General features: G+C 35.9%; 9 protein-coding genes. 5 read left to right on the forward strand and 4 right to left on the reverse strand.

Annotation, left to right across the window (positions count from 1 at the left end; genetic code table 11):
• Positions 1–93 precede the first annotated feature (93 nt).
• Positions 94–1,350, forward strand: a complete 1,257-nt coding sequence (gene glyA, locus ACGH46_RS00330; RefSeq protein WP_411603402.1) for a serine hydroxymethyltransferase — start codon at positions 94–96, stop codon at positions 1,348–1,350.
• 49 nt (positions 1,351–1,399) lie between these two features.
• Here the strand turns inward: glyA and ACGH46_RS00335 are convergent, their stop codons facing one another.
• Positions 1,400–3,568 (reverse strand): hypothetical protein, encoded by a 2,169-nt coding sequence (locus ACGH46_RS00335; RefSeq protein WP_411603404.1) that lies wholly within the window; start codon positions 3,566–3,568, stop codon positions 1,400–1,402.
• Positions 3,569–3,763: 195 nt separating this feature from the next.
• Here ACGH46_RS00335 and ACGH46_RS00340 point away from each other — a divergent pair, with 195 nt between their 5' ends.
• The gene (locus tag ACGH46_RS00340; RefSeq protein ID WP_411603407.1) at positions 3,764–5,683 is read left to right on the forward strand and encodes an ABC transporter ATP-binding protein; all 1,920 of its coding nucleotides are present in this window, start codon (positions 3,764–3,766) and stop codon (positions 5,681–5,683) included.
• A gap of 38 nt (positions 5,684–5,721) precedes the next feature.
• Here the strand turns inward: ACGH46_RS00340 and ACGH46_RS00345 are convergent, their stop codons facing one another.
• Positions 5,722–6,888, reverse strand: a complete 1,167-nt coding sequence (locus tag ACGH46_RS00345) for a sugar transporter (RefSeq protein ID WP_267349746.1) — start codon at positions 6,886–6,888, stop codon at positions 5,722–5,724.
• Positions 6,889–7,078: 190 nt separating this feature from the next.
• Between ACGH46_RS00345 and ACGH46_RS00350 the strand changes: the two genes are divergently transcribed.
• Both ACGH46_RS00350 and ACGH46_RS00355 read left to right on the forward strand, forming a co-directional pair.
• Positions 7,079–7,435 (forward strand): DMT family protein, encoded by a 357-nt coding sequence (locus ACGH46_RS00350; protein WP_267359414.1) that lies wholly within the window; start codon positions 7,079–7,081, stop codon positions 7,433–7,435.
• Positions 7,436–7,733: 298 nt separating this feature from the next.
• Entirely contained in the window at positions 7,734–8,495 is a 762-nt protein-coding gene (locus ACGH46_RS00355; protein ID WP_411603409.1) for an acid phosphatase, read from the forward strand.
• 101 nt (positions 8,496–8,596) lie between these two features.
• Here the strand turns inward: ACGH46_RS00355 and apbC are convergent, their stop codons facing one another.
• Positions 8,597–9,664 (reverse strand): iron-sulfur cluster carrier protein ApbC, encoded by a 1,068-nt coding sequence (gene apbC / locus ACGH46_RS00360; RefSeq protein WP_411603411.1) that lies wholly within the window; start codon positions 9,662–9,664, stop codon positions 8,597–8,599.
• 253 nt (positions 9,665–9,917) lie between these two features.
• On the opposite strand from apbC, the gene metG reads away from it, so the two are divergent.
• Entirely contained in the window at positions 9,918–11,945 is a 2,028-nt protein-coding gene (gene metG / locus ACGH46_RS00365) for a methionine--tRNA ligase (protein WP_411603414.1), read from the forward strand.
• A gap of 86 nt (positions 11,946–12,031) precedes the next feature.
• On the opposite strand, the gene ACGH46_RS00370 is transcribed toward metG, so the two are convergent.
• On the reverse strand, positions 12,032–12,820 hold the full coding sequence (locus ACGH46_RS00370) for an SDR family NAD(P)-dependent oxidoreductase (RefSeq protein ID WP_267359421.1): 789 nt from the start codon (positions 12,818–12,820) through the stop codon (positions 12,032–12,034).
• Positions 12,821–13,286: the final 466 nt, after the last annotated feature.

A 13,286-nucleotide genomic window follows, 5' to 3' on the forward strand; every position in this document is an offset into this window, starting at 1 on the left:
ATGTTGGATAGGTAAGGATAATTCATCGTGATTTTTAAGCGTAAAGTTAACCAACAGCCTAAAAGCCAATGTAATTGAAAATAAGGAGTCAAAATGTTTAGTAAAGAAATGACTATTGCCGATTATGACAAGGAGTTGTGGGATGCCATTAAGGGTGAAGAACAACGTCAAGAAGATCATCTTGAATTAATTGCATCCGAAAATTATGCCAGCCCAAGAGTAATGCAAGCACAAGGTTCCCAGTTAACCAATAAATATGCAGAAGGGTATCCAGGTAAACGTTACTACGGTGGTTGTGAATATGTCGATATTGTTGAAAAATTGGCTATTGAACGAGCAAAAACGTTATTTGGTGCTGATTATGCCAATGTACAACCCCATTCAGGTTCGCAAGCTAACTTTGCTGTTTATACCGCGTTATTAAATCCTGGCGATACTGTACTGGGTATGAATTTATCTGAAGGTGGTCATTTAACCCATGGTGCACCGGTTAGTTTTTCAGGTAAGCTTTATCATGTGGTTGCCTATGGTGTTGATGCGGCAGGCCATATTGATTATGAACAGTTAGCGACCATTGCTAATGAGTCAAAACCTAAAATGATTATTGGTGGTTTTTCTGCTTATTCTGGTATTGTTGACTGGAAGCGTATGCGTGAAATTGCTGATAGTGTGGGAGCTTATTTATTTGTGGATATGGCGCATGTTGCAGGTTTAGTGGCAGCAGGTGTTTATCCAAATCCTGTTCCTTATGCGCATGTGGTTACCACAACAACCCATAAAACCCTTGGTGGACCAAGAGGCGGATTAATTTTGGCAAAAGGTGGTAGTGAAGATCTTTATAAAAAATTAAATTCATCCGTATTTCCGGGTGCCCAAGGCGGGCCTTTAATGCATGTCATTGCAGCAAAAGCGGTAGCATTAAAAGAAGCAATGGAACCGGCTTATCAACAATACCAACAACAAGTTGTTAAAAATGCGCAAGCAATGGTTGATGTGATTTTAAAACGAGGCTATAAAGTGGTTTCTGGTGAAACACACAATCATCTATTTTTGATTGATTTAGTCGATAAAAAAATTACAGGTAAAGAAGCTGATGCCGCATTAGGTAGTGCAAATATTACCGTGAATAAAAATAGTGTACCAAAAGATCCGCAAAGTCCTTTTGTCACATCAGGTATTCGTATTGGTTCACCAGCGATTACAAGGCGAGGATTTAAAGAGCCCGAGTCGCGTGAATTGGCTAATTGGATTTGCGATGTGTTAGATAATATTGATGATGAACAAGCTATTCAGGCTGTTAAAGAAAAAGTATTAGCAATATGTCGGCAATTCCCTGTTTATCAACATTAAGATACAATCATTATCGCCGATACTATCGGCGATAATGATAGAGTTGTTTTTATTGTTTTTCTGTGTCTGTGGTTTTTTGTATAAGTTCTTGCTTTTGTTGCTCTATAAAGTGTGTTATATGACCTTTATGCCATAACCACCCGCCTGTTATACCAATACCTAATACTAAAGCTATCCAAAATACAATGGCGAATTTATTACGACGTTTTCTCATCGGATCACGTAAATTACGTTTAGCATTCTTCGGTAATTCCGCTTTACTGGTTAGTAATCCGCCTAATAATAAGTTTATTTTCACTTGCCCATTAATTGCCCAACCGGATGCTTCAAGAAGTGGACCAAGTGTGCGATGTCTTAATTTTAACCAAGCTAAAATCACAGAAGGACCCGATATAATGACAAATAATCCAATAATAACCAAAGGAAGTTGCCACCAGCTTAATGAAAATAGTGCTTGGAAAATGGTCGCTAAAGCAGTACCAATTGCACCAAGTGCTAAGCCAATTGCGGCAAATATCCCCACGCTTTTACCAATGTCAAATTTGGTATCTGGATTTTGTAAGACTTGCGTACCGGTTTTTTCGATGTCGGCATCTTTGCTGGTTGCCCATTTATTAATTTGTTCAGTAATAAGGCGACCAATTCGTTGATAAGGTGCCCAAACGGCTTGTTGGATACTGATTGGTTTTGTAATAATCTTAACTACATTAGCATCCCAATCATTGCCTTCATTGTCAATAAATACACCATTACGACCTTCGATAAGTAAATCGCCTTGCCCTGCAGTAATAGCCGCTGCAATCACCTTTTTTTCACCTTGTCTGGTACATTCACAGTAAAGTAAACACAGTTCCGAGTAGTTAGACATTGTAATGTGTTTGGCAATATTATCTACCGAAACACATAACGTTGCACAGCGACCATCAATATAGAGTTTTCCAAGTTGAAATGCGGCTCTTTTTTCAAGTGAAAAGAAATCAGAAAAAGAAGTAAAATTGACGAGTAGTCGATACAAATGTTTGTGAAATAGAACAAGTTTTTCTAAAACTAATACATCTGAGGCTGAAATTGGTGTCTTATTGTCTTGATCAACCATTTCTTGAAATTGAGCCAATAAATCACTATTTGCCATGTTTTTAATCGTTTTGTTTGATAAATCTTCAATGCTATCGGTTGGTTGAACTGAAACTTTGGTTTGAACCATACTAGGTTTTGAATTAATCAGCGAGGCGTAAGGATCCAGACTGGTTTGAATATTTTGCCATTCTTCTTCTGTCAGTACATTAGAATTAGCTAATAACGGCGAAACGAGTGTTTTAAATTGTTTAATTTTTGCTTTCCATAATGGATTGAGCCCATTGACCAAATCGAGAGAGTTATGGGTATCGATTTTTGATAACGGTAATTCGGCTAGCGCTTCGTCTGATAATAACCCATTTTCTGTTGGGACAATATACTTCTCATCAACGTTCAATGCTGTTTGTGCTTGTGGTGCATATTGTGCAAGTTCCACACGTAAAAAATAGTCATCTATTTTGGGTTTTAGCGTTTGAACAAGGTTCCATATTTCAGCACTATTTTCGCCAAATGGTGTTTGTGTATTACTTATATCCTTTTGCCATTGTTGCCATATTTGTAAGTTTTGAACAAATGTTTTGGCAATATCTATGTTAATTCCATTTTCTCCACTTATATCTTTTTCAGCCCCAACAATTTTTATTGCTGATTTGATAAAAGTTTGCATTTCTGGTGATAGCTCGGCGGATGCAGGAAAAATTAAATCACCATTGTAAAGTTTGCCTGCATTAATTTTAATAGATTGTTGTACATCATCTTGAGTTAAATAATCACAATCACTTTTGTTTAAATTTACAAGAATGCTGCGAGCGGTGATGAATAATTTTTTACCTTGTTCTGTTTCTGTATTAATTTGTGACAAAGGTAAAATATCTGATGAATGTAAGATCGTTTCAAAAGAGTGAATTTTACCTCTTGTCCAAGCGATAGCATCTAATATATCGGGAATGCGAATGCGACCGTCTTGATCTTCATCCAAAAGTGCCAATGTTCGTTTGTCAAAATCTAGCCCTGTTGTCGGGCAACTGAGTGCGACCCATAATTTAGGGTCAAGATTGGGTAGATTAATAATATCGTCGGCGTTTTTAAAAACAACTTGATCTAATCCACCTACACGCTGAAATGTCCACATATGACTCATGATAACCTCCATACTGAAATTTATTTTATTTCCTTTATGTAAATAAATATAACAGTATTAGTCGTTTAATGAAAGAGAACAGTGATTTTAAGCTTGTGAAATTTTAAAAAATTTTGAAGAATTGAGTTTAGTTGCTGACCACAACTTTATGATAGAATAACGCCATATTACTTAATATCCAAATAAAAAATAACTATGTCATTAATCAATCTTACAAATGCTTATCTTTCCTTTAGTGATGCGCCACTACTCGACCATATTGATATGTCGATTGAAGCTAATGAGCGTGTCTGTCTTGTTGGGCGTAATGGTGCAGGTAAATCAACGTTACTTAAAGTATTAAATAAAGAAGTACCGTTAGATGAAGGTCAAATTATTTATGAGAATAATGTTGTTGTGTCACGTTTACAACAAGATCCCCCAAGAGATATTCAAGGAAATGTGTTCGATTTCGTTGCAGAAGGTTTAAAAGAACAAGCTCAATTATTGAGGGATTATTATGATTTATCTCATCGTATTGAACAAGATCCCAGTGAAAGTAATCTGTCTAAATTAGCTAAATTACAAGAGCAATTAGATCAGCAAAATGGTTGGCAACTTGATAATCGTATTCGTAATGTTATCTCTTCACTTTCCTTGGATGGTGATGCGCTACTGTCATCCTTATCAGGAGGTTGGTTGCGTAAAGCCGCATTGGCTAAAGCATTAGTGTGTCAGCCAACAGTATTGTTACTGGATGAGCCAACTAACCATTTAGATATCGAAACGATAAAATGGTTAGAGGAATTTTTAAAAAGTTTTAATGGTAGCATTGTGTTTATTTCACATGATCGTTCTTTTATTCGGCAAATGGCAACGCGTATTATTGATCTCGATAGAGGTAAAGTGGCTTCATGGGGTGGTGATTATGATAGTTATCTTGTTGGAAAAGAGGAAGCACTACGTGTCGAAGAGTTGCAAAATGCAGAATTTGATAAAAAATTAGCTCAAGAAGAAGTGTGGATACGTCAAGGTATCAAAGCTCGCCGAACCCGTAACGAAGGTAGAGTACGCGCTTTAAAGGCGATGAGACAAGAACATTCACAGCGTCGCCAAGTCATGGGTAGTGCAAAAATGCAAATTGAAGAAGCGTTGCGTTCGGGCAAAATTGTTTTTGAATTGGATAATGTGAGCTATCAAGTCGCAGATAAATTACTGGTTAATGATTTTACGGTACAAGTATTACGTGGCGATAAAATTGCGCTGATTGGTCCTAATGGTATAGGTAAAACAACACTTTTAAAGCTGATGTTAGGTAACTTACAGCCGACATCGGGTAGCGTCCATTGTGGTACCAAATTGGAAGTCGCTTATTTTGATCAGTATCGACTTGAGTTGGATCCTGAAAAGACTGTGATGGATAATTTGGCTGAAGGTAAGCAAGAGGTGATGGTTAATGGTCGATCTCGTCACGTGCTTGGCTATTTGCAGGACTTTTTGTTTCCACCAAAACGCGCCAGAACTCCTGTTCGTGCATTATCTGGCGGTGAGCGAAATCGTTTATTGTTAGCTAAACTATTTTTAAAACCAAGTAATTTATTAGTTCTCGATGAACCCACCAATGATCTGGATATTGAAACTTTAGAGTTGTTAGAAGAACTAGTTAATGATTATCAAGGCACTGTTTTATTGGTTAGCCATGACCGACAATTTGTTGATAATGTGGTTACCCAATGTTGGTTTTTTGAAGAACAAGGTCATATCGGTATTTATGCGGGCGGTTATACTGATGCTTTACAGCAACAGCAGCAAGCAAAACCCGTGTCGGTGAATAAAAATACTGCACCGGTTAAATCCGATGAAAAAGCGGTAACAGCAGAAACCAAAATGCCTGAAGCGAAAAAGAAAGTAAAGTTAAGTTATCATGAACAACGTGAATTAGCACAATTACCAAGCCAAATAGAGCAATTGGAATTAGCAATAGCTGATTTACAAGCGCAAATAGGGCACAGTGACTTTTTTAATCAACCCCACGATGTGACAAGCCAGATTTTAACTGATTTGGCCAATAAAGAAGCTGAACTAGAAGCAGTTTTTGCACGTTGGGAAGCGCTTGAGTCGTTAAATCAACAATAATAGCATTAAGAGCTTGCTTGGCAAGCTCTTGTTAGCATTTACCATGTTCTTTTTGTTAATATTAAAAAGAGTGCTAATGCAAGAATAACAAATATTGCACCAATAAATCCGATATACTCGGTTGATAGTCGAACTAAGACTTGGCTACCCACAAATGCACCTGCTCCAATGCCGATATTATAAATACCTGAATAAACGGAGGTTGCAATATCGGCTGCATCTGGAGCAACATCGATGACTTTACTTTGCATAACCATGCCGATAATGGTGATCGCAAGTCCCCATAACATGCCTTGTATGATTGCAGTGATTAAATTGAATGAGCAAACATAAAGCGAAAGTAAACAAATCATTAATAATAACAACGGAATGATTAGAATTGCTGTTGGATGTCTATCAGAATATTTAGCAAAGACAACACTGCCGATCATACCTGAAAAACCAATAGCTAATAGAATGCTAACCACCACTTTTTCGTTAAAACCACCGACATTTATCATAAAAGGGGTGATATAGGTATAAGCACAAAAATGACCAGTAATAATAATTGCTGTTAACAGATAGATATTAAGTAATACTGGTCGTTTAAGCACTTTCGGAATATCACGGATAGATAAGGTGTCTGTGCTTGGCACAGGCGGTAATAAATAGAGTAATGAAACCATGACACAAAAAGCAATAAAACCGATGCATAAAAAAGTAATCCGCCAACCAACAACTTGACCAATTATCGTGCCAATTGGAATACCTAAAATTGTTGCCATTGAAACGCCGACAACAATAAAACCCATTGCTTTAGCTTTTTTGCCATTGGGTGCAAGTCGAACTGCTAAAGGCGTAGTAATAGCCCAAAATACAGCGTGTGCACAAGCGATTCCAATTCTGGCTACCATTAAACTATAAAAGTCCCAAGCAAAACCCGCTAAGATATGGCTACCAATGAATAAACAGAATAAGAAAACAAGAAGTTTTCGGCGATCCATTTTTGAAGTTAATACCGTTAAGGGTAACGATAATAATGAAACAGACCAAGCATAGATAGTTAATAATAATCCTGCATGCGCTTCATCCATTGAAAAACTTTTAGCGATGTTGGGTAGCAACCCTACCGGAACAAATTCGGTGGTATTAAAAATAAATGCTGCAAATGCCAAACATAAAATTGACGACCAAATTCGAGACCGTTTATTAGCATTGTTTATCATGTTGTTTTTTAAAGAAGGGATAAATAGATTGAGTGTCATTATAACATGAATAATGTTCGTTATTAAACAGTCAGTAAAGATAATGGTGTCATCTTCGATGACAACTAATCGGCATTCTTTATCGATTTTGTACCTTCATTCGTAACAGGTATATAATACTCATACCTTTCCACTAGCAGTGATGATAATCATGAATCAACTTTTTATTACGATATGTCTATTAATTTTTAGTAATATGTTTATGACGTTTGCTTGGTATGGCCATTTACGTTTTTTGCATAATCAAGTCTGGATTGTTGCCGTTTTTATTAGTTGGGGGATTGCGCTGTTTGAGTATTTATTGCAAGTTCCTGCTAATCGTATAGGCTTTCAAGTTGCCACCGCTGGTCAATTAAAAATTATTCAAGAAGTCATTAGTTTGTCTGTCTTTATACCCTTCTCAATTTATATCTTAAAAGAACCTTTTAAAACTGATTATATTTGGGCTGGTTGCTGTTTGCTTGGTGCAGTATTTTTTATGTTTCGAGATAAAATTTTTGCATCATAAACAGTTATGATACCTCTATTTTAAATATCATTACGGCTTGAAGAGTGATTCGATCTTTTATATCACTATTGATAAAAAGTGACAGTATGAAAATGTGATAGTTGTCACATACTGTAAATGATGTAATTTATTAATCCAATAATTCAATTTAAGATTGATTAATATCAAATAAATCAATGTGATTAGACAATAAGATTTAGAAAACTTTATTGTATGGACATTGTAACAAGGCAATTTAATCGTTTTAAATACCAACGATATAGGAATATCAATATCGAGAAAGAAAAGGGGGCCGTCTATGCAAAAAATGTTAGTTAGAAGTATTATGTTGTATTCTTTATTATGTGCTCAAGCATTCGCCGTAGAAATAAAAGATGTAACAACACATCCTAATGACTATTATCTTACTGAAAATCAAGCTCCTGATAGTTTACAATTGTTACCACCACCTCCTTCATTTACCAGTGTTGAATTTTTAAGAGATAAAGCCATGTATGATTGGGGTAAATCGATGCGTCATACCGAACGAGGAAGACAAGCTTATATTGATGCTGACTCTAGCAAGGAAAATGTCACTCAGCAATTTTCAACGTCGTTTGGTTTTGATATATCTGCTATCAAAACACCCGAAATTTATAAATTGATTACGACAATGAAAGAAGATGCTGGTGATCTGGCTACTCGTTCGGCGAAAAATTATTACAATCGTATCCGACCATTTTCGTTTTTCAATGAGCCCACTTGCCGACCAGAAGATGAAAAAACGCTGTCTACTAATGGATCTTATCCCTCAGGACATACAACAATTGGTTTTGCTATATCGCTGGTGTTAGCTGAAATCAACCCACAACGTCAAAATGAAATTTTAAAACGAGGTCTTGAAGTGGGTGAAAGTCGCGTTATTTGTGGATACCATTGGCAAAGTGATATTGATGCGGCTAGAGTGATGGCGGCGAGTGTGGTGGCACAACTGCATGCTAATGCCCAGTTTAATCAACAACTGGCAAAAGCCAAAATGGAGTTTAACCGCTTAAAAACCAACCAACAAAATAAAAAATAATAAGAATTATCGAAAAATATGATTCGATTGTAAATCCAATGTTTATCAATTTAAGGCTGATATTGGCTGTTTCGTTAAACAACCAATATCCAGCTTAACAATCATAACGCTTTAAATGAGATATCCGGTAAAATCGCTTCACCTTGCCAATATAATTCACTGGCAAGTTGCCCGGCAATTCGACAATAATTTTCAGTAAATTCACTGTCTGGATGACTAATAACTGTTGGCGTTCCGGTATCAAGGTCTTGTCGCAACATTTTATGCAGCGGTATTTGCCCAAGTAATTGAGTTTGATATTTTTCGGCAAGTTGTGCCGCACCACCTTCACCAAAAATTGCCTCGTGGTGCCCACAATTTTCACAGATATGGTAGCTCATGTTTTCGATAATACCTAGCGTCGGGATATTAACCTTATTAAACATTGTGATGCCTTTTTTAGCGTCAATTAAGGCAATGTCTTGAGGCGTGGTAACAATCACCGTGGCAGTAACAGGAATACTTTGCGCGAGTGTTAATTGAATATCTCCTGTCCCTGGTGGCATATCAATCACTAAATAATCAAGTTCAGGCCAAAGCGTGTCTTGCAAAATTTGCAATAATGCTTTGCTTGCCATTGGTCCTCGCCATACCATTGCTCCATCCGAATCGACTAAATAGCCAATCGAGTTACTGGCTAATTCATAGGCCATAATTGGTGTCATATGTTTATTGTCGGGAGTAAGTGGCTGTTGTTTTTCGGTTCCTAACATGGTAGGTATAGAAGGGCCATAAATATCGGCGTCTAAAATACCAACTTTGGCGCCTTGTTTTTGCAGTGCAAGCGCAAGGTTAATCGCGGTTGATGATTTACCGACTCCACCTTTACCAGAGCTAATAGCGATGATGTTTTTAATGTTTTTTATCGCTTGTTGATGGTTTGCTCGTTTAAGGGTGGCAATGTTGAAATCAATTTGCCAATTGACTTGTTTTAGACCGTCAAGTTCGAGTAATTGAGGTGTAACAGTTTTTTTCAACTCTTCAAAAGTGATTTGCCATGCAAAGGGCATCGTTAAATGAATATGCAAAGTTTGATTTTCCATTTCACACTTTTTAACTGCACCTAATTCGATCAAATTTTTTCGCAAAGTAGGATGAGCAAAATTTTCAAGAATCTTTTTGGGTTCCATGGTGATTAGCCTTCATTTTTTATCTACGGTTTTATCTGCTTTTATGCTGATTTGTATAATTATCATGCTTATTTAAGTAAAATATTGAGAACAGCCAAATTATTTTATGCTTTCCAAAATGTCGTGAGTCATTAGTTTGCTGATTTTTCTGAATCTGGAAAGAATTTTTATTAAATTATGGCATAAATCTAGCGATAATCCCATGTTTGATGTACTATTCCCGACATTATGTAATAAAAGGTATTAAATTGACATGACAACAAAACGCAAAATATTAGTGACTTGTGCACTTCCTTATGCAAATGGTTCAATTCACTTAGGACATATGCTAGAACATATTCAGGCTGATGTATGGGTACGCTATCAACGAATGCGTGGCAATGAGATTTACTTTATTTGTGCAGATGATGCGCATGGTACGCCAATCATGCTTAAAGCCCAACAACTAGGGATGACGCCTGAACAGATGATTGCAGAAGTTAAAACTGAGCATCAACGTGATTTTGCTGGATTTAACATCAGTTATGACAATTACCATTCAACGCATAGTCCAGAAAATCGTGAGATATCTGAACAGATTTATAAAAAGCTAAAAGCCAATGGTTATATCAAAACAAAAGTAATATCACAATTATTTGACCCAGAAAAACAGATGTTTTTACCTGATCGGTTTGTGAAAGGCACGTGTCCACGTTGTAAAGCCCCAGATCAATATGGTGATAACTGTGAAGTTTGTGGTGCAACTTATAATCCAATTGATCTCATTAATCCTCAATCGGTTATTTCTGGCGCAACCCCAATAATGAAAGACTCAGAGCATTTCTTTTTTGATTTGCCCGCTTTTTCAGAAATGTTACAGGCATGGATCCGATCGGGCACATTGCAAGATCAAGTTGCGAATAAAATGCAAGAGTGGTTTGAAGCAGGATTACAACCTTGGGATATTAGCCGTGATGCTCCTTATTTTGGTTTTGAAATTCCGGATGCACCCGGTAAATATTTTTATGTTTGGTTAGATGCGCCAATAGGTTATATGGGATCTTTCCTTAATTACTGTAATAAAAATAATAAAGCGATATTTGATGAGTTTTGGAATAAAAACTCAACGACTGAACTTTATCATTTTATCGGTAAAGATATTGTCTACTTCCATAGTCTATTTTGGCCAGCAATGTTAGACGGTAGTGAACATCGTAAACCTTCCAATATTTTTGTTCATGGCTATGTCACGGTTGATGGTGCAAAAATGTCAAAATCACGTGGAACTTTCATTCAGGCAAGTACTTACTTAAAACATTTAGATCCAGACTGCTTGCGTTACTATTATGCAGCGAAATTGTCGCCACATATTGATGATATCGATTTAAATTTGGAAGATTTTGTCCAACGTGTTAATAGTGATTTAGTCAATAAAGTTGTTAATATTGCTTCCCGTTCGGCAGGCTTTATTAGCAAACGTTTTGACGGTAAATTGTCTGATAATCTTGCTGAGCCAGAACTTTATGCTTTGTTCATTGAAAAATCAAAAGTAATTACTGATTATTTTGAACAACGTGAATCCGGTAAAGCAATACGTGAAATTATGGCACTGGCTGACGAAGCAAATCGTTATATAGATGAAAAAGCGCCGTGGGTTGTAGCAAAACAAGAAGGGCAAGATCAAGCATTACAAGATATTTGTTCAATGGGTATTCATCTATTCCGTATTTTAATGACCTATTTAAAACCTATTGTGCCAGCATTAGCGGAACGCACTGAAGCATTTTTAAGTAGCCAATTGACGTGGGATTCTATTAATCAACCTTTGACCGGACACAATATTAACAAATTTAAAGCCCTATTTAACCGTATAGATATGGATAAAATTACTGCTATGATTGACGAAACAAAACAACAAGCTGCATTAGCGACGCCAGCTAAAGAAAAAGTCGCTGAACCGATTGCTGACACGATCAATTTTGATGATTTTGCAAAAGTGGATATGCGTGTTGCATTAATTAAAAATGCATGTGTTGTTGAAGGATCAGACAAATTATTGCATCTTACACTTGATATAGGAGACGAAACTCGTAATGTCTTTTCAGGCATTAAAGAGTTTTATCCTGATCCTCAAGTTTTAGTGGGCAGATTAACGATTATGATCGCTAACTTAGCGCCTCGTAAAATGCGTTTTGGTATCTCTGAAGGCATGGTACTTTGTGCAAGTGGTAAAGATGATAGTGAAGGCGTTTACTTATTGTCACCTGATAGTGGAGCAAAACCGGGTATGCGAATTTCGTAATTAATTGTTTTCTTTTTTTACATCTTAACAAGTTAAAACGCTTGTTAAGATGTTTAATTTTTTTAACGTGTTTTGTTGTAAAAGTTTTAAGACTTTTGATTTTCAGCCGCATTGCCAGAATAAGGTAAAATGCTATCTTTTAATGTAAATGAAAAATCTTTTGTGCTAATTTCTCCGATGATGTTGTCGCTATCATATAGCGCCATTAAAAAACCAGCCATTTGCTCTGCTGTGTGATATTGGCTGAAACTTTTATTATAGTCATATTCATTGACATTATTCGCTTTTTGACCGAATTCAGTTTGGGTTGCCGCAGGGGCTAAGACTTTAGCCGTTAATTTCGCTTTTGCTTGTCTTAATTCTTGCGCTAAACCTTCAGTAAAAGCATTAACATAGAATTTAGTCGCACAATAAGTGACAGCATTGGGTACAATTGTGTATCCACCTCGTGAAGAGATATTAATTATTTGTGTGCCAGATTGATGGTGATATTTATGCACATACAGCGTTGATAGAATTGTTAAGGCTTCAATATTTAAATGTAGCATAGATTGTATTTTATCTAAATCTTGATCTTTAACACTTCCGTAATGCCCAAAACCTGCATTATTTATCCATGTTTCAATATAATAGCTATCTAATTGTTTGAAGAGTGAAAAAACATTATCGGCTTGCGACAAATCACAAATTTTAATGATGACTTCCAAATTTGGATTTAATTCGGCAATTTTTTGTTTCAATGTTTCTAGTTGTGATTCTCTTCTTGCTATCAATATAAGATTTTTATTTCGTTTAGCAAATTCAATTGCAGTGGCATAACCAATGCCTGAACTTGCGCCGGTAATTGCAGTGTATTTTTTAACATGATTGTTCATTTTTTTTCCTTTTAATTTCTTAATAAAGTAATTGTTATGTCGGTTTTTCCATAGACTATGGAGTAATTTTCTGTTTATTGGATTTCTATGCTTTAACTAATTGGTTTTGAATAAAACACAGTTTATGTTGGTTAAGTTCACGCCAATCACCAACTTCAGGATATAAAGCTAGTTTTGATAGAACCAAATACCCTTTGCGCAAATTATTAAAATATAAAGGTGTTTACTTTTTACGTCATTATTTAGGATAACAAGCGATCTTCAATTTGTTGTATTATTCAGTTTTGAATCTATAACGTTATCTTCAATAGAAGTTTAATTGACAATACCTGTTTATCTCGTAGTAAATTTTATGTTTTCACACCCAAGATGATTTTGTTTTATTATCTTTATAAAATAAGGGATAATAAATATTATAAAAATTGATTTATTAACAACTGGGAGTTGATAATTTGGATCTATTAAA

It is taken from the genome of Gilliamella sp. CG22 (genome assembly GCF_046635725.1).
GTDB classification, from domain to species: domain Bacteria; phylum Pseudomonadota; class Gammaproteobacteria; order Enterobacterales; family Orbaceae; genus Gilliamella; species Gilliamella apicola_I.